The organism is Sphaerisporangium aureirubrum, from assembly GCF_042658925.1.
Classification (GTDB): Bacteria; Actinomycetota; Actinomycetes; order Streptosporangiales; family Streptosporangiaceae; genus Sphaerisporangium; species Sphaerisporangium aureirubrum.
This window is the reverse complement of the sequence record NZ_JBHSRF010000119.1, coordinates 1-18803: the sequence shown is the minus strand read 5'-3', so window position 1 is coordinate 18803 and position 18803 is coordinate 1. Positions and strand designations below refer to the sequence as shown.

The following is an 18803-nucleotide window of genomic DNA, read 5'->3' as shown; positions in this document are numbered from 1 at the left end:
GGGGGGACGGGGTGGGTCCGGTGGCGGTCTTGCGGGTGCCGGGGGCGGCGGTCGCGTTGAGCAGGGTGACCATCGTGACGCCGCGGAAGCGGGTGGATCTGGCTATTCCTTCGGATCTGCCGCTCGCTCATGTCCTGCCGGGGGTGCTGGCGGCGACGGGGGAGACGGGGGAGGATCCGGCGCTTGCGTCGGCTGAGTGGGTGTTGCAGCGGGTGGGAGCGCGGCCGCTGGATCTGGACGCCGGGTTGAACGGGCTCGGGGTTCGGGACGGGGAGGTGCTTTATCTGCTGCCCCGGCCGTCGGAGCTGCCGGAGGCGGTGTTCGACGACGTGGCGGACACGATCGCCACCGGCATCAAGGAGCGTTCGGGACGCTGGGGAGCGCGGCACACCCGGGCGGCGGGCCTCGGGACGGCGGTCGCGTTCCTGGTGGCGGGTGCGCTGGCCATGACCGCCGCGGGGCCGCCGTGGCGGCTGACGGCCGTGGTCGCGGGCGTGTTCGCGCTGCTCCTGGTCGGAGCGGGCGCGGCGCTCTCGCGGGCCCTCGGCGACGCGGGGGCGGGAGCCGCGGTCGGGTACGCCGCGCTGCCGTTCGCCTTCCTCGCGGGCATGTACGCCCCGGCCCGCGACGTCGGCATCCTGTGGTTCGGCGCGCCCAGCGTGCTGGCGGGCTTCGCGATGACCGCGCTGGCCGCCACCGTCGCCGGGTGGGCGATCGCCGAGGGACTGCCGAACTACTTCGGCGTCGTCATCGCCTCCCTCGCGGGCGCGGCGGGCGCCGCCGTGGTGATGGTGTGGGACGCCCCGGTGCCCGGCGTCGCCGCGGCCATCGCCACCGTCGTCCTCGCCTGCACCCCGCTCATCCCCGCGCTGTCGTTCCGGCTGGCCCGCCTGCCGCTGCCCGCCGCGCCGCGCAACGCCGAGGAACTGCGGGCCGAGGACCAGGAACTGGACGGCCCGGACGTCAAGCGCCGGGCCGTGGAGGCCGAGCGCTTCGCCACGGGCCTCGCCGCCGGCGCCGCCCTGGTCGCGATGGCCGGGGAGACGCTGCTGCTCGGCGCGGACGGCTGGACCGCCCGCGTCATGCACGTCATCCTCGCCCTGGCCCTGCTGGTCCGCGCCCGGGTGTTCCTCGGCGTCGGCCAGCGCGTGTGGCTGATCGGCGCGGGCACGGCCGGGCTGGTGCTGTTCCTGGTCTCGGTGGCCCTGGCCGGCCGCACCGCCGCGCTGCTGGTGGCCCCGGCGCTGCTGGTGACCGCCGCGGTCGCCGCGGGCATGGGCCTGTTCCTGTCGGCGGACCGGCCGTCACCGTTCTGGGGCCGCGCGGGGGACATCCTGGAGTTCCTCCTGATCATGTCCCTGTTCCCCCTGGCCCTCGCCGTCCTCGACGTCTACGCCTGGATACGCGGCCTGGCCGGCTGAACAGCCGGTCACGCGGACGGCGGGCCTCAGCGCCCGGGTGGCCGGTCGTCGTACGGGGTCTCCCCCATGGCGCGGGCCGTCTCCTCCAGCCACGCCAGCATGCCGTCCAGCGCGGGCACGTCGGGCGCCCCGAGGAGGGCGTCGGCGCGGGCGCGGGCGTCGTCCTGGGCGGCTCGCACGGCCTCGGTGATCGCCTCGGCCAGGGAACGGCTGTCCATGCGCAGGGCCCGCGGGTCCAGCGTGACGCCTTCGAGCCGCCCGCCCGCGTCCACGACCGCCCCGACGAGCCCGCCGCCCGCGGCCCCCTCCCCCTTCAGCCCGGCCAGCCCGCCGAGCGCGTCCCCGAGGCGCCGCACGGACTCCATGCTCTCCTCGGCGACCCGCGCGAAATCATCGGGCCCGAGCCGGGCGGGATCGAACACAGGCGGTCTTCCTTCCCCGTTCACGGCTGGTAGGGCTGAGGAGCCGACTTCACGGGCTCACGCCACTCGAACCCGGACGAGGGAGGCAGCCGCCCCGGCCCCGCGGGCTCCTGGAACGACGGCAGCCCGTCGGCGTCGATCACCGCCTTGGTGAAGTCCACCTTGGCGGCGCCGGTGGGCTGGAGGTTGTACATCTGCACGTACGCCTTGCCGGCGAAGTACACCGACATGCCACCGGCGACGGCCGACACCACCTTCGCCAGCATCCCGGTCGCGGCGGCGATGACGCCGTTGGCCAGCAGCCCGAGCATCTGCAGCCGCGCGTACCCGGCGGCCGCGTACGGCGTGGCGAGCATCGCGGCGGCGATGGCGACCCCGGCGAGCAGCACCGCAGCGACCCGCGCCAGCGCGAGCCAGTACGCGCGGTAGGCGTCGCCGAGCTCGTCCACGATGCCCGCGACGGTCTTCACGTAGGCGCGCAGGCTTTCCACGGCCTCCTGGTAACGCTCCACGGCGTCGGAGAACGCGTCGTGGTCGGCGGCGATCCAGCCGTCCTTGCCGGACTCGCCGAGATTGCGGATGTACGTCTTGTTCACCGTGTCCAGCCGGGAGTGCAGCGACTCCCAGTTGTTGTAGGCGTCCGCCATGCCCGGCACGTTGGCCACGGCGGTGGCCGCCATCGCGATCCCGACGGTCAGCGGCCGGGAGAGCATCGCCGCCCTGCGCAGGTCGCGCAGCACGGCGGCGGCGCTGCCCGCGGCGGTGCCCGGTGACGGTCCGTACGGCCCTGGCGGCATGGCTGTCTCCTCGGACGGTGTTCGCGGGCGGTCAGACGTAGACGACGGTGGACTGCTCCTCGGCGGTGCGCCAGTTGCGCCGCGCCGTCTCCAGGCGTCCCGCCCAGGCCTCCAGCACCGCCTCGGCCTCGGCGAACTTCTCGCGCACGTCGTCCTGCACCCGCCCGTACGGCACGCCGACCAGCAGCTCGCCGACCGCGCCCCATCCGGGGAACGGCACGCCGGTGGTGTCGATCAGCGCGCGCATCCGCCGGATGGCGGGCAGCACGTCCTCGTCGATCTCCTTGACGATGCCCTCGATGGCCGCCGAGGTGACGTACCGCTCCTGGCTCATAGCCCGCCCTCCATGATCGGCGTGACGAATCGATGTCTACCAGGGCTCGGAGCCGGACGGGCGATCTGCCTGATTTGTTCATCTATGCCGGGCAGATCGGCAACTTGGTGGATGATCACTGTTCATGCGGACTTGGGGCCTCTGCGGCTGTAAGGTGCCACTGGAGCGCGAGGCGACGGAGGTTGGGTTCGCGTGATGGACTTCGGCGACTTCGCCAACATCGACGTCGAGAAGCTGCTGCGCGGCACGCAGGAGCAGTTCGCCCGCCTGGAGGAGCTCCAGCGCCGCACCGGCACCCTGACCGGCAGCGCGAGCGACGGCAACAGGCTGGTCACCGCGGAGTACACCCAGGCCGGGCTGTACGACCTCCGCCTCGACCCGCGCGCCATGCGGCTGCCCTCCGGCGAGCTCGCGGAGCTGATCAAACAGGTGATCGCCGCCGCCGCCGAGGACCTGCGGGAGAAGGCCGTGGCCCTCATGACCGAGGTCTTCGGCGACCAGGACAACCCCATGAAGCTCCTGGAGGACCCGCAGGCGGCGCTGGCCAAGGTCAAGGAGGCCGAGGCCGTCTACGACCGCACCTTCGACGAGGTGATGGCCCACCTGGACACCATCCGCCGCCGCCTCGACCTCTGAGTGTTCAGCCCTGCCGCGTCAGGGTCCCGCTGAACGCCGTCAGCAGCGTGCCGAGCGAGTGGTACCCCGCCGTGATCCCGATCGTGTCCTGGCCGGCGAGCCGCACGGTCATCGTCAGGTCCGTCAGGCACGTCATCCCGGGCGGCAGGCCCTCCGGGACGGTGGTGGTCCTCGCCTTCAGCTCGATCCGGTCCTCGGCGGCCTCCGTCAGCTCCCAGCTGCGCGAGCAGCCCACGCCGTCCACCCACTCCACGGCGCGCTGGTCCGCGGCGACCTCCCCGACGGCGGCCTGCCGGATCGTGATCTCGTCGACCCCGGCCGAGCCTCCTTTGGCGCCGAGGGGGTCGTCGATCTTCATCGCCACCTGGCCGCGCCACGTGCCGAGGAACCCCTCGGGGACGTCGGCGCCGCCCGACCACGGTAACGGGGCCCACCAGGCGAGTATCGCCACCACCAGCGCCAGCACCCCGGTGACGGCGGCGATGACCCCCGTCCGCGCCTCGACGGTGCGGCCGAAGAACCCGCTCCACCGTCCACGCGGCCCGGGGTCACCCGCCGGGGGCTCTGGAGTCTTCTTCTGCATACCGGCCTTCGAACGGCGGCCAGGTGGGGCGCGATGGCCGCGAGGTCAGGGGGTGGGCTGCGGGGGGTTGAGGTTGGTCAGGGGCAGGTCGAGACTGGTGAACTGGGGTTTCTGCAGGTCCAGGGGCTGGGCTCCGGCTTCGAGCTCGGCGGCCTTGGACTGGTTGAAGCCGACGGCGATCGAGAGCAGGGTGCCGGCCACGGTGGCGGCCATGCCGTACTTGCGGACCAGGCCGAGCACGGTGCGCTCGACCGGGATGGCGATGGCCTCGCCCGCCGGGGCGGTCACGAGGTTGACGCCCGGGATGAAGCGGGTCGCGGCGAGGGCGCCGAGTACGGCCCCGGCGGCGGCCACCACGACGCCGCCCGCGTAGGACAGCCCGGCCAGGCCTTTCAGGTTGCCCGCGACCGAGTCGTACACCTGGCCGCCCTGCCGGAGCGTCTGGTTGAACTCCTGGACGGCCTGGGTGAACATCTCCCTGTCCTGCGCGGTCCACTTCTCCGGGGGGACCGAGGCGATCAGCTCGTGCAGCTCCCCCTGTGCCGCCGCGACGTCCTGGCCGGCGGTCGTCCACCGGTCGCCCGCCGCCGCGATGCTCTGAGGGTTGGACGCGATGCTGGTGGCGCCGGCGGCGATGGCCAGCCCGCGGACCGGGTTGACCAGGGCCGCGTAGGCGTAGATGCCGGCCAGGCCGCCCGCGTACAGCCACTGCCCGCTCTCGTAGCTCACTGCCCGAGCCCCGTCTTCAGCGTCTCGCTCGACACCACCACGTCGTCGTGGCTGAGGCGCCAGTTCTCCCCGGACAGGCCGAGTTTGTCCCGCCACACGCCGAGCTGGGCGCGGGCCGCCTGGACGTACCCGGCGGCGCTGTCCCTGACGGTGCCGTGCGCCCCGCTGAGCCCGAGCCCGACGAGGCCGAAGTCCAGCGCGCCGACGTTGATGCCCCGGACGTCCTGGTGGACGCGGTCGAGCGTGGCGCCGGGCCGCGTGTCCACGCTCACCCCGAGGTCGATGACGGCCTGGTGCTCGACCTCCCGCGTCTTCAACGGCTGCCCCGGCGCGGCCCCCTGGGACGGCGGGCGCCACGGCACGGCGCCGCCTCCCCCCGAAGGGCCACCGCCGAGGGACGGCATGCCGCCCCCGCCGGACGGCAGGCCGGGCAAGCCGCCTCCGCCTGAGGGCATACCGGGCATACCGCCTCCCCCGGTGGGGTCGCTCACCGGCGGCAGCCCCAGGTCCCCGGGGATGCCGGGCGGCGGCACGGGTGGCTGGGACGGGTCCGGCGGCCCGGGGATGTCGGGCGGCGGCACCGGTGGCTGCGTGGGGTCGGGTGGCCCCGGGATGTCCGGCGGCGGCACCGGCGGGGACGGCTCCGGCGGTCCGGGGACGTCCGGCGGGCCCGGAGGCTGCGGCGGGCCGGGGATGTCGGGCGACTGCGGTGCCGGGGGGCCGGGCGGGACCGGGAAGCCCGGGTCCGGGATCAGCGGGTCCCCCGGGCCGGGCAGGCCCGGATCCGGCGGGGACGGCAGGTCCGGGTTCGGGACCGGCGGCAGGTTCGGGTCGGGCTGCCCGGGCAGGTCCGGGTTGGGAATGGGCGGGACGCTCGGGTCAGGAGGCCCCGGGAACTCCGGGTCGTTCGGGTCGGGCACCACCGGAACGCTCATCTCCGGCGCCGACGGCCCCCGCACCGCGTACAACGGATCCGCCACCAGCGGCTCCCCTGGCGCCACCGGCACACCGGGATCCCCCGCCCCGTCCAGCCGCTGGTCGGGATTCACCACATGAACGGACATCGGCCCGACTTGCCCGCTCCCTCCTCCCCACAGACCGTCCGGCCCCGCGGGCCCGCTCGGCACGGCGTACGGCCCGCCGGAGGGCCCGGCCCCGGAAGTGACATCCGGCGCCGCGCCGCCGACCGGCGGTGCGGTAGGTGTCATGACATCCGCCGACACTGTGGGCCCCATGACGTCCGGCAACACGGTGGGCGCCGACACATCGGGCGACGCTGGTTGCACCGCGACGTCCGACAACGCGGTGGGCGCCAAGACATCCGGCGACGCTGTGTGCAGCGCGAGGTTCGACAACGCGGTAGGCGCCGCGTCCGGGGACGCGGTCGGCATCGTGCCGCTCGATAGCGCGGTGACGTCCGCCGGGGACGTGGGCGCGGTGGTGGCCGGTGGTGGGGTGTGGGTGGCGCCGGGCTGTGGGGGGGCGTTCGGAGGTGGGGGGACGTGGTCGTTCAGTAGTGCTTCGATGCCTCTTCGTACGCTCATCGCCGCCCCCGTTCGCGTGTCACACCGAGGCCACACCCACCCTACCCATCGTGCGCCTGCACACTAGCCCAGCGTGCGTACGGCCGTACAGGAACGGCGATTCGGGCCCGCGGACGGGGCGTCGTGGTCTGGACACCGCTTCTATGCTTTTCCGCGTCAGGACCGCGCCGGCCCAATGGGAGAGGTGGCATGCAGACTCGTCGTGATCTCTACCAGGCGCACCGCCTGATGACGCAGCGCCTGGCGATGGCGCTGCTCCAGGCCGAGCCCGACGTGCCCGAGTCGCCGATGCGGCGGCACAACGTGGCGATGTTCTGCGGCGTGCTGGTGGCGGTACTGGTGACGGCCGCGTTCGGCATCTGGGGGCTGCTGCGGCCGGGGGGCGCCACCGCGCTCACCGAGCCGGGTGTGCTGATCGTCGAGGAGGGCACGGGGGCCACCTTCGTCTACAGCAAGCCCGAGGAGAAGCTGATCCCCGTCGCCAACTACACCTCGGCCCGTCTGCTGCTCGGCACCGCGGCCGTCACCGTGCGCACGGTGTCTCCGGCCTCGCTGGCGGGCTTCACGCGCGGCACGCTGGTCGGCATCCCCGGCGCCCCCGACTCGCTGCCCGCGCCGGACAAACTGGTGCAGGGACCGTGGTCGGCCTGCGTGGCCGAGACCTCGGAGGCGGGCGGGACGCGGCGGCCGTACGTCACGCTGGTGGGCGGCATGGCGGTCGGCGGGCGGCCCTTCGGCGCGGGCGCCATGCTCGCCGACGACGGGCAGCAGTCCTGGGTGGTCCTGGCGAACCGCCGCATGCGGGTCACCGACGCGGGGGTGCGCGCCCTGACGGCCGAGCGGCCCCGGCAGGTGCCCGCGTCCTGGCTGAACGCCCTGCCGATCGGCCCGGACTTCGCGGGCCCGCGCGTCGCCGGGCGCGGCACGCGGGTGCGCGGGCCGGACGGGCGGGCGTCGGCGGTGGGCCGGGTGTACACGGTGCCCGCGGTGACCGGCGGCGACGCCCGGTGGTACGTCCTGCTCAGGGACGGGCTGGCCGCGATCTCCCAGACCCAGGCCACGCTGATGCTCCAGGACCCGGCCAGCCAGGCCGCCTACGGCCGCGGCCGCATGCGGCCCCTGGAGGTGGACGCGGCCCGCGCCAACGCCTTCCCGCAGTCGCGCACGTCGCTGGCGGCGCAGGGGATGCCGTCCACCATGCCGAAGATCGAGACGCCGGACCCTTCCGCGCCGCTGTGCGCCGTGTACGCCGACACCGCCAAGGGCTCCACTCGGGCGAGCCTCACCATCGGCGGCCGCGTCGCGATGACGGCGCCGCCGACCGCCGGCGGGGACCCCGACCACGTCGACCAGGTGCTGCTGCCGCCGGGCGGCGCGGTGCTGGCCGGCCTGCTGCCCGGCGAGGGCCAGCTGGCCTCGGTCCGCGACCACTCCCTGATCACCGACCAGGGGCGGAGGTTCGCGCTGGCGTCCGGCGACGTGCTCGCCATGCTGGGCTACGACGCCGCGCACGTGGCGCCGATCCCCGCGCACCTGCTGCACCTCGTTCCCGAGGGCCCGGTGCTCGATCCGGCCGCCGCGCGGGTGCCCGTCCCCATCGGCGGGGCGTCTCCGCAGGTCCAATGAGGGGTGAGTGATTCGGCGGGCCAGAGGGACACAAAAGCGTTACTGACTTGGAATGTGACGCATGACCACCTTGTGGAGATTGATCCTAATGTTGCAGTGATCAGCATCGCGGGGGCCGACGATGCGTTCCTCTTTGGCCGGCCGCTGCGAGAACGGCACAGGCCGTACATGGAGGTATCCCATGGCCCAGCAACAGACCGCCGCCAATCTCCCCCAGATCGTCGAGTCCGCCAAGCGGACCGAGAACGCCCAGACGCTGATCGGCAGCATCCAGACCCAGCTTCAGGGGCATGTGGCCGACCTGCGGGCCGGCTGGGGCGGCCAGTCGGGCATGGCGTTCGAGTCGGTCTACAACTCGTGGAACACCGAACTCGGCGTCGTGGTGCGTGAGCTCGGCGAGCTCGCCAGGAAACTGCACCTGGTCGAGGCGCAGTACCGCAGGACCGAGGCCGAGCAGGCCGGCGCCGCCACGCGGCTCGCCGCCGACATCAACGCCTGATCACACCGACGGAGATCATCATGGCGATCAACAACGACGTCGACCGTACCCTCGTCAACTTCGGGAGCATGGCCACCGGCCGCCAGGACTTCGCCCGCCAGTGGCAGGCGATGGAAGGCACGCTCCAGGACCTGGAGACGGAACTGGACCGGCTGCTCGGCGAGTGGGACGGCGACGCCCGCACCGCCTACTGGGCCGCCCGGGCTCAGTGGGACGCCGCCTCGGCCCGCATGGCTGCGCTGCTCAACCAGCTCGGCGCGGTGATCGAGCAGGGGCACGAGAACTTCTCCCTCGCGGAGAAGGCCAACGTGGCGATGTTCGACGGCCGCTGACGGCGGCCGCGGCACAAGGCGAGACGGCGGACCGCGCCCGCCGCACGACGGGGCGGGGCGGTCGCGCAGCTTAGGGGACGCGTATGGGCGAGAACGGCAGCAGCGGCTTCGCGTACGACGGCTTCCACCTCGACCCCGAGTGGCCGGGGACCAAGGTGGGCGACGGGGTGGACATCCACCACCCCTCGGTCCGCAACCTCCTCAAGGCGCTGGAGGAAGACGTGGAGCGCCTCAAGGGGATCCAGTCCGGCACGGTGCAGCACCTGCGGACGTACGGCAGGGTGACCACCGCCCACGTCGGGGAATGGGACGCGGCGCAGTCGCTCGGCCTCGTCTTCAACCAGGGCCACACGGCGATCACGACCGGCTACGAGAAGCTGGTCATGCAGTACGAGGCCGCCATCGCGGTGATCAACGCGGCATTCCAGAACATCGGGAAGGCCGAGACCGCCAGCGATGTCGGTCTCAAAGACCTGACGTAGCCAAGATGGGTCGATAGTCGATATGGGCCGGATTAGCGAGATACAAGCCATCAAAGCGGGCACCGCGGCGCCGCACGGTGATTCGAGCACCTACGGCGGTGTCGAGAGCGTGCGCTCGAAGATCCTCAACACCGATCCCGACTGGGTGGCGACCGCGGGGGACGCCTACATCCGGGCGGCCTCCATGCTGGAGGACACCCAGGCCCTGCTGGAGTCGGTGGCCGGGACGATGGCGGGCGACTGGAAGGACAAGTCCTCGCAGGAGGCGCAGAAGGCGTTGCAACTGCTGCACGCCACGGCGCGCGAGCTGGCGTACCGGTCGCGGGAGGTGGGGGCCGCGCACAACGACTACGCGTCCGAGCTGCGCGAAGCCAAGGCCAACCTGCCGACCAGCGGCACGTTCACCTGGGACGACGACATCGGCGAGAACTGGAAGACCATCTCGCCGATCACCATCATCTCGGGCGCCATCGCCGGGGAGACCAAGAGCGACAACGAGAAGGCGCGCGAGCACCTGGAGCGCATCAACCAGCGCATCTCGACCGTCTACCAGGGGCTTCCCCCGCACGTCACCATGGTGCTCCCCGCTCCCGGGCCGCCCACCACTCCCCCGCTGACGCCGGTCGACTACCCCGGCGGCGACGGCGGATACGGCGGTGGGGGCGGCGGCTACGGCGGCGGCTCGGGCTACGGCGGCGGTTCCGGGAGCGGCTTCGGCGGCGGTTCCGGCTTCGGCGGCACCGGTCTGCCCGGCGGCACCGGAGGCGGCGTCATCCCGGGCGGCACCGGCGGCGTGCCGGGCACCGGATCCGGCGTTCCCGGCGCCGGAGGTCCCGGCACGGGCGGCCCTGGCACCGGCGGTCCCGGCACCGGGCTGCCGGGCGACGGATCGGGCAACGGTCCCGGCGGCGCGGGACCGGCCGTACCCCCCGGCGGCTCCGCGGGCGGCGGCACGGGCGGCGGCCTGGACCCGAACGACCCGCGTGGCACCGGCCTGGCGGGGGTCACCCCGCCCGGCGCCACCGTGCCCCCGAACGCCACCACACTGCCCACCGGCACGTCAGGCCTCCCCGGCACGCCAAACCCGACCGGCATCCCGTCCATCCCGACCACGCTGAACCCCACGGGGGTGAATCCGCTCGGCACGGGCCCCCTGGGCACCGGCCCGTTCGGCACCGGCCCCCTCGGTTCCGCCGGGGCGGGCGGCGGCACGGCGTACGGCGGTGGCGCGGCCGGCGCGGGACAGGCCGCCCTGGCCGGCCGGGCGGCGGCGGGCGCGGGCACCCCTCTCGGTGGCATGCCGTTCATGCCCATGGGCGCGAGCCCCGGCGAGGGCGACCGCGAACGCGAACGCAGCACCTGGCTGACCGAGGACGAGAGCGTCTGGGGCGGCGACGGACCCGTCGCCCCCACCGTGATCGCCTGACACCCGTCCCGGACGGCGGGGAACCCCGCCGGCTCCCGGGACGGGAACACCCACCGGGCCCCGGAAACGCCAAGGGTGCCCCGCCTGCCTGAGCAGGCGGGGCACCCTTTTGGCGTCCGGAACCCGGCCGGAGCGTTTCCGGCCGGGGACCGTGACGCGTCCCCCCAGCCCTACCGGCACACCGCGAACCCCTCCTCGGCGTACCGCCCCCTACCGGCGCCCCGAGCCATTGGGCGCCTGAAGAAAAGATCCCACTCCCCACTTGCAAACCACTTAAAGGACGCTTGCCACATCTCCCCCAACATCCCCACAAGACACCACCAATCCCCCGTTGATGGAGGTGGGAGGGGGTGCTCAGTCGGAGTCGGCGGCGGTGGGGACGGGCTGGCGGTGGACGACCACGGTGCTGATGCGGTTGCGGCGGCCCGCGGTGGTCTCGGCGGTGAGGCTGAGGCCGTCGACCAGGGCCTGGGAACCCGCTATGGGGACCCTGCCGAGGGCGTGGGCCAGGAGGCCGCCGACGGTGTCCACGTCCTCGGCGTCGATCTCGGTGTCGAAGAGCTCGCCCAGCTCGTCCACGGAGAGGCGGGCGGTCACGCGGGCGCCGCCGTCGTCCAGCCACTCGACACGCGGGGCCTCCTGGTCGTACTCGTCGGTGATCTCGCCGACGATCTCCTCCAGGACGTCCTCGATGGTGACCAGGCCCGCGGTGCCGCCGTACTCGTCGATGACGATGGCGAGGTGGATCTGCCTGGCCTGCATCTCGCGCATCAGCTCGTCGATGGGCTTGCTGTCGGGGACGTAGGTGGCGGGCCGCATGAGGGACGAGACCTTCTCCTGCTCGGTCTCCCCGTTGTCCCCGGACTCGTGCACCCGCCGCACGATGTCCTTGAGGTAGGCGATGCCCACCACGTCGTCCTCGTTCTCGCCGACCACGGGGATGCGGGAGAAGCCGCTGCGCAGCGCCAGCGACATCGCCTGCGCGAGGGTCTTGCCCCGCTCGATGAACACCATGTCGGTGCGCGGGACCATCACCTCGCGCACGATCGTGTCGCCCAGCTCGAACACCGAGTGGATCATCTGCCGCTCGTCGGGCTCGATGACCCGGCGCTCCTCGGCGAGGTCCACGAGGTCCCGCAGCTCGGCCTCGGAGGTGAACGGCCCGTCGCGGAACCCCTTGCCGGGCGTCAGCGCGTTGCCGAGCAGGATCAGCAGCTTGGGCAACGGCCCGAAGATGCGGGTGAGCCCGTACACGATCGGCGCGCTGGCCAGCGCGATCGGCTCGGCGTGCTGCCGCCCGAGGGTGCGCGGCGACACCCCCACGATCACGTAGCTGATCAGGATCATGACCCCGGCCGCGGCGGCGTACGCCTGGCCCTCGTCGCCGAGCAGGTCGATGAACAGCAGCGTCGCGATCACGGTGGCGCCGAGCTCGCAGCTCAGCCTCAGCAGCAACAGCAGGTTGAGGTAGCGCGGCGGGTCGGCGACGATCGCCTGGAGCCGGTGCGCGCTGCGCCGGCCCTTACGGGCGAACTCCTCCGCGCGCACCCGCGAGATGCGCGCCAGCGCCGTCTCCGCACTGGCGATCAGGCCGCCGACCACGATCAGGAAGGCGGCGGCCAGCAACCATCCGCTGGGGGAACTCACGGCTCCCGCCGCACCTCCCGCCACGCGTCGAGCAGCTCGCCCTGAAGGCCGAACATCTCTTTGTGCTCCTCGGGCTCGGCGTGGTCGTACCCGAGAAGGTGGAGGATGCCGTGCGTGCACAGCAGCTCAAGCTCGTCCTCGGCGCTGTGCCCGGCCTCCGTGGCCTGCTTGGCCGCCACCTGCGGGCACAGCACGACGTCGCCGAGCAGCGCCGGGTCGAGCGCCGCGTCGGAGTCCTGCCGGGCGCCGCCCTGCATGGGCCGCAGCTCGTCCATGGGGAAGGCCAGCACGTCGGTCGGCCCCGGCTCGCCCATCCACTGCTCGTGGAGCTGGGACATGGCCGCCTCGTCGACGATCAGGATGGAGAGCTCGGCGAGCGGGTGGATGCCCATGCGCGCCAGCACGTGGCCTGCCAGCGCCACGAGCGAGGCCTGGTCGACGTCCACGCCCGACTCGTTGGCCACCTCGATACTCATGATCGTTCGTTATCTTCCCCGAGGAGGAGGGCGCTTGCCGCCCTTGATGTCGTGTGGCTCGGCGGTCGCGAGATCGTACCGGCTGTAGGCGTCGACGATGTCGCTCACCAGCTTGTGCCGGACGACGTCCGCGCTCGTCAGCCTGCTGAAATGGATGTCCGATATGCCCTCCAGGATATCCTGGACGACCTTCAGGCCGCTCAGCTGCCCGCCGGGCAGGTCGATCTGCGTGACGTCGCCGGTGACGACGATCTTGGAGCCGAAGCCCAGGCGGGTGAGGAACATCTTCATCTGCTCGGGCGAGGTGTTCTGCGCCTCGTCCAAGATGATGAAGGCGTCGTTGAGCGTGCGGCCTCGCATGTACGCCAGCGGCGCCACCTCGATCGTGCCCGCCGCCATCAGCCGGGGGATGGAGTCGGGGTCGATCATGTCGTGCAGCGCGTCGTACAGCGGGCGCAGGTAGGGGTCGATCTTCTCGTACAGCGTGCCGGGCAGGAACCCGAGCCGCTCTCCCGCCTCGACCGCCGGCCGGGTCAGGATGATGCGGTTGACCTCTTTGGCCTGGAGGGCCTTCACGGCCTTGGCCATGGCCAGGTAGGTCTTGCCGGTGCCCGCGGGCCCGATCCCGAACACGATGGTGTGCTTGTCGATCGCGTCGACGTAGCGTTTCTGGTTCACCGTCTTCGGGCGGATCGTGCGGCCGCGCGAGGACAGGATGTCCAGCGACAGCACGTCCGCCGGGCGGGCGCTGCTCATGCGGAGCATGGCGATGCTGCGCTCGACCGCGTCGGCCGTGAGCTGGGCGCCGGACTGCAGGAGCTCCACCATCTCCTCGAAGAGGCGCACCACCAGGGCGCTCTCCTCTGGGCTGCCGTTGATGGTGATCTCGTTGCCCCGGACGTGGACGTCGGCGCGGAAGGCGTTCTCGATGACGCGCAGAAGCTCGTCGCGGGAGCCGAGGAGGCTGACCATAGAGTGGTCGTCCGGGATGATGACCTTGGCCTGGGTGCGGGACGGGCCCTTGGTGCGCGGCGGTTCGCCGGTCTTCGCGCCGTTCGGCGCGCTTCGGTTCTCGTGTGACTCGGACATGGGCGGCCCTTGCGGCCTGCTCGCCTCCCGGTCTGACTGATCTGGTTTGTCGCGCTTCATGCGGGTATCGCCACTCATGCTCTCGCATCCGGCCGGGTGGCGCCGCTGAATATGCCCATGCTATCCGTGCTCAGGGTCATCCCGAGGTGAGGTCCGCCTCAGCCCGGAGGCCAGGTGAGGCTGCGCCCGCCCAGGACGTGACCGTGCACGTGGAGCACGCTCTGGCCCGCCTGCGGCCCGGTGTTGAAAACCAGCCGGTACCCCTCGTCCGCGATCCCCTCGCGGATGGCCACCGCGTGGGCGGCTTTCAGGACCTCGTCGGCCAGGCCGTCGTCCGCCGCGGCGAGCGCGGCGGCGTTCTCGTAGTGCTCCTTGGGGACCACCAGCACATGGGTCGGCGCCTGCGGGTTGACGTCGCGAAACGCCAGCGTGCGGTCGGTCTCGTAGACGATCGAGGCGGGGATGTCCTTGGCCGCGATCTTGCAGAACAGGCAGTCTGTCACGCCCGAATGGTAGTCACCTCTGTTGCCAATCGGTAATACCGAGGAGGCAGCGCGGAATGATCCCCCCGGCTAGGGTTGGTGTGCGACACTTCAGCGTCAGCAGCGGTCAGTGTCGGCGAGGCCACCGGCGAGGACACGAACTGGGTCATGCCCCCTAAAGAACCGGCAGAGCGTAAACCCTCTGGGAAGGCCGTGCGTCCAACTGATGTGACCACCGAGACCCTCGTGGCCGACAGGTCGCTCGGGGCGGTGCCCGTCGGTTGGGACGCCGACATGGCCGTTACGGCGCTTTACAGCGCCCACTATCGGTCGCTCGTGCGTCTGGCCGTGCTGTTGGTCCGCGACAGCGCCACAGCGGAGGAAGTCGTACAGGACGCCTTCGTCGCCCTTCACGGGGCGTGGCGTCGTCTGCGCGACACCGACAAGGCACTCGCCTACCTGCGTCAGTCGGTCGTCAACCGCTCGCGTTCCGTGCTGCGCCACCGCGCCGTCGTCGAGAAGTACGCCCCCAAGGGGCTGCCCGACGCACCGAGCGCGGAGAACGGCGCCATCGGGGAACTCGAGAGGTCCGCCGTGATCGAGGCCCTGCGCGGGCTCCCGGCACGGCAGCGCGAGGCGCTGGTCCTGCGGTACTACGGCGACCTCTCCGAAGCGGAGATCGCCAGTGCCATGGGCATCAGCAAGGGTGCGGTGAAGAGCCACACAGCCCGCGGCATGGCCGCCTTACGGACGCTACTGGAGCAACTGTCATGACCGAATCCCCCGACGAGTACGGCGACATCCTGCGCCGTGTCTTGCGCGCGGAGGCGGATTCCGTCGTGCCCTCCGCGGAAGGACTGCAGATCATCCGCACCCGCGTGGAGCAGCGCGGGCCGCGGAGCATTTTTTGGTGGCGCGCCGCCGCGTCGGCCTTCGGGGCCGTCCTGGTGGCCGCCGCGATCGTGACCTTCGTGCCCTCGCTTCGCGGGGACGGCGGCGGGGACCAGCGGTCCATCGTCCCCGTCCAGTTCGACACCTCCCCGCCCGACGAGTCGAGCACGCGCAGACCACCGAGCAACCTGCCGCCCACCACCGGCGGCTCCGCTCGTCCCCTTCCCGGCTCGCCGACGCCCGGCGCCCCGACGCCGGCCCCCAAGCCCAGCACCATTCCCACCCCCGGCACGGACTGCGCCACGGCCCCCCCGGCCGAGGCGACCTCCTGCCCGGCGCCCTCCGAGTCCGAGTCGGACCCCGAGGGCCGCACCACCGAGCCCAAGCCCAAGCCCACCCCGTCGAACACCCCCTCGAAGGTCCCCACCCGGGCACCCACGCCGGCGGCGCCGACGGCCACGGCTCCCACCGAGCCGAGCCCGACCGTCACCATGTCCCCGCAGATGACCACCGACTCCGCCACCGACGCCCCGCCCCAGGACCTGGCTCCCAGCTGATCCCCGGGACGCCGGTCACCAGCGGCCGGTACGGGTGAGCAGCACCGCCGCCGCGGCCACGCCAGCGGTGGAGGTACGCAGGACGGTGGGGCCGAGCAGGGCGGGGGTGGCTCCGGCCTGCCGGAACCTGCTGAGTTCCTCCTCGGTGATGCCTCCCTCGGGGCCGACCACCACCACGATGTCGCCCCCGGCCGGCAGGGCCAGCCGGGACAGCGGCTCGGTGGCCTCCTCGTGGAGCACGGCCGCCGCCGAGGCGGCGTCCAGTAGCGCCGCGACCTCGGCCGTCGTCGCCTGCTCGGTCACCTCGGGGAGGTGGAAGCGGCGCGCCTGCTTCCCCGCCTCCCGTGCCGCCGACCGCCAGCGGGCCAGGGACTTGGCCGCACGGTCCGCCTTCCAGACCGTCACGCAGCGTGCCGCCGCCCAGGGGACGATCACGTCCACCCCGGCCTCGGTCATCATCTCGACCGCCAGCTCGCCCCGGTCGCCCTTGGGCAGCCCCTGGACGACCACCAGCCGCGGCGCGGGCGGCGGGACGACCCGGCGGCCCAGCACCGCCACCCTCAAGGTGTCCTTGCCGGTGGCCCGCACCTCGCCCTCGGCCACCGTTCCCGCGCCGTCGGTGAGGTCGACCCGCTCACCCGGGCGCAGACGCCGCACGGTGGCGGCATGCCGCCCCTCGGCGCCGTCCAGCACGATCTCCGGGCCCGAGAGGTCCTCGGCGAGAAACACAGGCACGCTCACCCGCAAACCTTAGCCATCCCGTTCCCCGGCCCGTTCCCCGCGCCTGTGCAGGAGGGCCAGGAGGACGGCTCCGGCGAGGTAAGTGGCGAGCACGGCCGGGGGCAGGCCGAGCGGGCCGTGGTCGGACGGGCCGGCGAGGGCGACACCCAGCAGGCCGGCCACCACGGCGGCGGCACCGGCGACGGTCAGCGTGGCGGGCACGGCTCCCCGGACCGCCGGGACGGTGGGCGCCTGGGCCGCACGGCGCTCGAAGCGGGCGAAGGCGGCGACCAGGAGGGCCAGGACGACGGCCAGGCAGGCCAGCCAGGGGATGCGGAGGGCCAGCCAGAGGGGAGAGCCCGGGGCGGCCGCGGGGAGGGCCCCGGTGCCGTACAGCAGGACGACGCCGATCACGGCGGCGGTCATGTGCCAGAGGAACAACGTCATGATCACCGAGTTGACGGCGACCACGGCCGTCCACGGGCCTGGGCGGCGCAGCCAGCGGGCGGCCCGGTCCCGCGACGCCAGGGCGAGGCCCGTCTGGGTGACCGCGAGGGCGAGGAGGGCGAGCGTGGGCGGGGCAGTGTTCTGCGTCCGGTCGCCGCCGAGGCCGACCATGCTGACCGGGTAGGGCCCTGGCACGGTGAGGAGCACCAGGGCCGCGAACCCTCCCGCCGCCAGCGCGAGGCCCCAGCGGGGTCGCAGCCGCCCGTCCCGCATCGAGAAGCCGAGCTGGTGGACGGCCAGCCATGCCAGCAGGTAGTTCGCCAGGCCCACATAGGGGACGCCGAAGCCCAGGCGCGCCACGTCGTCGGCGGCCACGAGCGCCGCCAGTACGGCCGGCACGGCGAGCCCCGCGCGGCGGTGCAGGGCGTGCATGAACGGGGTGAGGAAGACGACGGCGATGTACGCCACCAGGAACCACAACGGGATGGCCGCCAGCCAAACCCCCGCGCCCACCTGCGCCGGGGGGACCCCCAGTGCCCTCGCCACCCCCGCCGCCACCGCCAGCCCGCACAGCAGCACCGTCGTCGGCCGCACCAGCCGCGCCGCCCGCCCGAGGGCCCACCCCGTCCCGTTCCCCCCGCGCCGCAGGTGCGACGTCAGCGACGCCGCGTTCGCGTACCCTCCCACCAGGAAGAACAGCGGCATCACCTGGAACACCCAGGTAAGCGGATGCGTCCACGGCACGAACTCCAGCACACTCCCCCCACGAAACCCCGCCGCGTCCCGCACCACATAAACCGAAAGCCAGTGCCCCACCACCACCATCACGATCGCGAACGCCCGAACCAGATCGACATGCCGATCCCGCTCCACCGGCACCCGCGCGGCCTGCCGCCCCATCTCCCGGACCACCCGCCGAACCACCCGCAGAGGGTCACCCGTCATACCCACGACGTTAAGCCGAATCCCCCCCTCCCAGCCGCACCTGAACGCGTGTCTCCCCCACTCCCCCACCCTCCACCCCGAAATGCCGGTTACGTACCACGCCACCGCCATACCCCGTCCCCCGGGGACGCTGTACTGACGGCTGCGAACACGACCCGCCGGAGCGCCCACACTCCCGGGGCGGCGTCCCCGCACGAAGTCGAAACCGTCGCGATTCGGTTAACCCACGGTCGGCAAGGCACAAACCGACACCAGTCGTCCCCACCCACCCAGCCAAGAGGGCTTTCGCCAACTCCCCACCGCTCGACCATCCTTGGACCGACGCCCCACACGGGTTCCCCGCCATACGACGACGCCACCAAAGCCCCGTCAAGGTTCGTCTGACCGGCACCGGGTCCACAGAACATGACACGGCGAATCCGGCGCTACCGTACGGCAGTAAACCCATATCTTCCTCGGCCCGGCGAAATGGCTCTCGCAGAGGACGCGCTTCGCGCGGAAACCCATGCCCTGCGCAGCCCGGCGAAAAGGTCCTCGCAGAGGACGCGCTTCGCGCGGAAGGCGCAAGGGCTGTGCTCATGCGGGGGACACCCCCGCACCCCCGGGTCCTACCGGGCTCACCGGTGACGTCCCGCCGAGTGGTGTAAGTGGTGACGATCAGCGATCGACGGCTAGCACAAAGTGAGCCATCGTGTGACGGTCGAGGGGAAGGGCTCAA

Annotated in this window: 21 protein-coding genes; 9 read left to right on the top strand and 12 right to left on the bottom strand. The window is 72.7% G+C overall.

The features are described from left to right. The coding region (gene eccD, locus ACFP1K_RS38870; RefSeq protein ID WP_380763177.1) for a type VII secretion integral membrane protein EccD at positions 1 to 1421 on the top strand (1421 nt) is incomplete at its 5' end. Between the two features lie 26 nt (positions 1422 to 1447). On the opposite strand, the gene ACFP1K_RS38865 is transcribed toward eccD, so the two are convergent. The 3 genes from ACFP1K_RS38865 to ACFP1K_RS38855 are packed head-to-tail and all read right to left on the bottom strand — an operon-like array spanning position 1448 to position 2974. Next, a complete protein-coding gene (locus ACFP1K_RS38865) occupies positions 1448 to 1843 on the bottom strand; it encodes a YbaB/EbfC family nucleoid-associated protein (RefSeq protein WP_380763175.1) in 396 nt (131 codons plus the stop codon). Between the two features lie 20 nt (positions 1844 to 1863). Beyond that, positions 1864 to 2640 carry a hypothetical protein gene (locus ACFP1K_RS38860; RefSeq protein WP_380763173.1) on the bottom strand — a complete coding sequence of 259 codons (777 nt, stop codon included), beginning with the start codon at positions 2638 to 2640 and terminating at the stop codon, positions 1864 to 1866. Between the two features lie 31 nt (positions 2641 to 2671). Next, on the bottom strand, positions 2672 to 2974 hold the full coding sequence (locus ACFP1K_RS38855) for a hypothetical protein (RefSeq protein WP_380763172.1): 303 nt from the start codon (positions 2972 to 2974) through the stop codon (positions 2672 to 2674). A gap of 195 nt (positions 2975 to 3169) precedes the next feature. On the opposite strand from ACFP1K_RS38855, the gene ACFP1K_RS38850 reads away from it, so the two are divergent. Continuing rightward, positions 3170 to 3610 (top strand): YbaB/EbfC family nucleoid-associated protein, encoded by a 441-nt coding sequence (locus ACFP1K_RS38850; RefSeq protein ID WP_380763183.1) that lies wholly within the window; start codon positions 3170 to 3172, stop codon positions 3608 to 3610. A 4-nt stretch (positions 3611 to 3614) separates the two neighbouring features. Here the strand turns inward: ACFP1K_RS38850 and ACFP1K_RS38845 are convergent, their stop codons facing one another. From ACFP1K_RS38845 to ACFP1K_RS38835, 3 genes are read right to left on the bottom strand one after another with little or no spacing between them, the layout of a single operon-like run. Continuing rightward, on the bottom strand, positions 3615 to 4193 hold the full coding sequence (locus ACFP1K_RS38845) for a hypothetical protein (protein WP_380763170.1): 579 nt from the start codon (positions 4191 to 4193) through the stop codon (positions 3615 to 3617). Between the two features lie 45 nt (positions 4194 to 4238). After that, the gene (locus ACFP1K_RS38840; RefSeq protein WP_380763168.1) at positions 4239 to 4922 is read right to left on the bottom strand and encodes a hypothetical protein; all 684 of its coding nucleotides are present in this window, start codon (positions 4920 to 4922) and stop codon (positions 4239 to 4241) included. Then, positions 4919 to 5986, bottom strand: coding sequence for a hypothetical protein (locus tag ACFP1K_RS38835; protein ID WP_380763166.1), 1068 nt, complete (start codon positions 5984 to 5986; stop codon positions 4919 to 4921). The genes ACFP1K_RS38840 and ACFP1K_RS38835 overlap by 4 nt, the downstream gene beginning before the upstream one ends. A gap of 669 nt (positions 5987 to 6655) precedes the next feature. Here ACFP1K_RS38835 and eccB point away from each other — a divergent pair. From eccB to ACFP1K_RS38810, 5 genes are all read left to right on the top strand, one after another. Then, positions 6656 to 8092, top strand: coding sequence for a type VII secretion protein EccB (gene eccB, locus ACFP1K_RS38830; protein ID WP_380763164.1), 1437 nt, complete (start codon positions 6656 to 6658; stop codon positions 8090 to 8092). A gap of 181 nt (positions 8093 to 8273) precedes the next feature. After that, a complete protein-coding gene (locus ACFP1K_RS38825; protein WP_380763162.1) occupies positions 8274 to 8591 on the top strand; it encodes a WXG100 family type VII secretion target in 318 nt (105 codons plus the stop codon). Positions 8592 to 8611: 20 nt separating this feature from the next. After that, positions 8612 to 8923: a WXG100 family type VII secretion target gene (locus ACFP1K_RS38820; protein WP_380763160.1), complete on the top strand. Its 312-nt coding sequence runs from the start codon at positions 8612 to 8614 to the stop codon at positions 8921 to 8923. A gap of 83 nt (positions 8924 to 9006) precedes the next feature. Then, a complete protein-coding gene (locus ACFP1K_RS38815; protein WP_380763158.1) occupies positions 9007 to 9405 on the top strand; it encodes a hypothetical protein in 399 nt (132 codons plus the stop codon). 22 nt (positions 9406 to 9427) lie between these two features. Next, positions 9428 to 10831, top strand: coding sequence for a WXG100 family type VII secretion target (locus tag ACFP1K_RS38810; RefSeq protein ID WP_380763156.1), 1404 nt, complete (start codon positions 9428 to 9430; stop codon positions 10829 to 10831). Positions 10832 to 11185: 354 nt separating this feature from the next. Here ACFP1K_RS38810 and ACFP1K_RS38805 read toward each other — a convergent pair whose 3' ends face one another. The 4 genes from ACFP1K_RS38805 to ACFP1K_RS38790 form a co-directional block, all read right to left on the bottom strand. Then, positions 11186 to 12478 carry a hemolysin family protein gene (locus ACFP1K_RS38805; RefSeq protein WP_380763154.1) on the bottom strand — a complete coding sequence of 431 codons (1293 nt, stop codon included), beginning with the start codon at positions 12476 to 12478 and terminating at the stop codon, positions 11186 to 11188. Continuing rightward, positions 12475 to 12954 carry an rRNA maturation RNase YbeY gene (gene ybeY, locus ACFP1K_RS38800; RefSeq protein WP_380763152.1) on the bottom strand — a complete coding sequence of 160 codons (480 nt, stop codon included), beginning with the start codon at positions 12952 to 12954 and terminating at the stop codon, positions 12475 to 12477. Before ybeY ends, ACFP1K_RS38805 begins: the two co-directional genes overlap by 4 nt. 9 nt (positions 12955 to 12963) lie before the next feature. Next, the gene (locus ACFP1K_RS38795) at positions 12964 to 13926 is read right to left on the bottom strand and encodes a PhoH family protein (protein WP_380763181.1); all 963 of its coding nucleotides are present in this window, start codon (positions 13924 to 13926) and stop codon (positions 12964 to 12966) included. A 275-nt stretch (positions 13927 to 14201) separates the two neighbouring features. After that, the gene (locus ACFP1K_RS38790; protein WP_380763150.1) at positions 14202 to 14546 is read right to left on the bottom strand and encodes a histidine triad nucleotide-binding protein; all 345 of its coding nucleotides are present in this window, start codon (positions 14544 to 14546) and stop codon (positions 14202 to 14204) included. A 273-nt stretch (positions 14547 to 14819) separates the two neighbouring features. Between ACFP1K_RS38790 and ACFP1K_RS38785 the strand changes: the two genes are divergently transcribed. Together ACFP1K_RS38785 and ACFP1K_RS38780 are read left to right on the top strand one after the other, a co-directional pair. After that, positions 14820 to 15299, top strand: coding sequence for a SigE family RNA polymerase sigma factor (locus tag ACFP1K_RS38785; protein WP_380763179.1), 480 nt, complete (start codon positions 14820 to 14822; stop codon positions 15297 to 15299). Then, positions 15296 to 15973 carry a hypothetical protein gene (locus tag ACFP1K_RS38780; protein ID WP_380763149.1) on the top strand — a complete coding sequence of 226 codons (678 nt, stop codon included), beginning with the start codon at positions 15296 to 15298 and terminating at the stop codon, positions 15971 to 15973. Before ACFP1K_RS38785 ends, ACFP1K_RS38780 begins: the two co-directional genes overlap by 4 nt. Positions 15974 to 15988: 15 nt before the next feature. On the opposite strand, the gene ACFP1K_RS38775 is transcribed toward ACFP1K_RS38780, so the two are convergent. Further along, positions 15989 to 16714: a 16S rRNA (uracil(1498)-N(3))-methyltransferase gene (locus tag ACFP1K_RS38775; RefSeq protein ID WP_380763147.1), complete on the bottom strand. Its 726-nt coding sequence runs from the start codon at positions 16712 to 16714 to the stop codon at positions 15989 to 15991. 9 nt (positions 16715 to 16723) lie between these two features. Continuing rightward, the gene (locus tag ACFP1K_RS38770) at positions 16724 to 18085 is read right to left on the bottom strand and encodes an acyltransferase family protein (protein WP_380763145.1); all 1362 of its coding nucleotides are present in this window, start codon (positions 18083 to 18085) and stop codon (positions 16724 to 16726) included. Positions 18086 to 18803: the final 718 nt, after the last annotated feature.

Bases quoted from the DNA above. Each gene is read 5' to 3' on its own strand.
- ACFP1K_RS38845 (WP_380763170.1), bottom strand. From the start codon at position 4,193: ATGCAGAAGAAGACTCCAGAGCCCCCGGCGGGTGACCCCGGGCCGCGT.
- ACFP1K_RS38770 (WP_380763145.1), bottom strand. From the start codon at position 18,085: ATGACGGGTGACCCTCTGCGGGTGGTTCGGCGGGTGGTCCGGGAGATG.
- ybeY (WP_380763152.1), bottom strand. From the start codon at position 12,954: ATGAGTATCGAGGTGGCCAACGAGTCGGGCGTGGACGTCGACCAGGCC.
- ACFP1K_RS38785 (WP_380763179.1), top strand. From the start codon at position 14,820: ATGGCCGTTACGGCGCTTTACAGCGCCCACTATCGGTCGCTCGTGCGT.
- ACFP1K_RS38850 (WP_380763183.1), top strand. From the start codon at position 3,170: ATGGACTTCGGCGACTTCGCCAACATCGACGTCGAGAAGCTGCTGCGC.
- ACFP1K_RS38835 (WP_380763166.1), bottom strand. From the start codon at position 5,986: ATGTCCGTTCATGTGGTGAATCCCGACCAGCGGCTGGACGGGGCGGGG.
- ACFP1K_RS38855 (WP_380763172.1), bottom strand. From the start codon at position 2,974: ATGAGCCAGGAGCGGTACGTCACCTCGGCGGCCATCGAGGGCATCGTC.
- ACFP1K_RS38780 (WP_380763149.1), top strand. From the start codon at position 15,296: ATGACCGAATCCCCCGACGAGTACGGCGACATCCTGCGCCGTGTCTTG.
- ACFP1K_RS38820 (WP_380763160.1), top strand. From the start codon at position 8,612: ATGGCGATCAACAACGACGTCGACCGTACCCTCGTCAACTTCGGGAGC.
- eccB (WP_380763164.1), top strand. From the start codon at position 6,656: ATGCAGACTCGTCGTGATCTCTACCAGGCGCACCGCCTGATGACGCAG.
- ACFP1K_RS38795 (WP_380763181.1), bottom strand. From the start codon at position 13,926: ATGGTCAGCCTCCTCGGCTCCCGCGACGAGCTTCTGCGCGTCATCGAG.
- ACFP1K_RS38810 (WP_380763156.1), top strand. From the start codon at position 9,428: ATGGGCCGGATTAGCGAGATACAAGCCATCAAAGCGGGCACCGCGGCG.
- ACFP1K_RS38860 (WP_380763173.1), bottom strand. From the start codon at position 2,640: ATGCCGCCAGGGCCGTACGGACCGTCACCGGGCACCGCCGCGGGCAGC.
- ACFP1K_RS38825 (WP_380763162.1), top strand. From the start codon at position 8,274: ATGGCCCAGCAACAGACCGCCGCCAATCTCCCCCAGATCGTCGAGTCC.
- ACFP1K_RS38815 (WP_380763158.1), top strand. From the start codon at position 9,007: ATGGGCGAGAACGGCAGCAGCGGCTTCGCGTACGACGGCTTCCACCTC.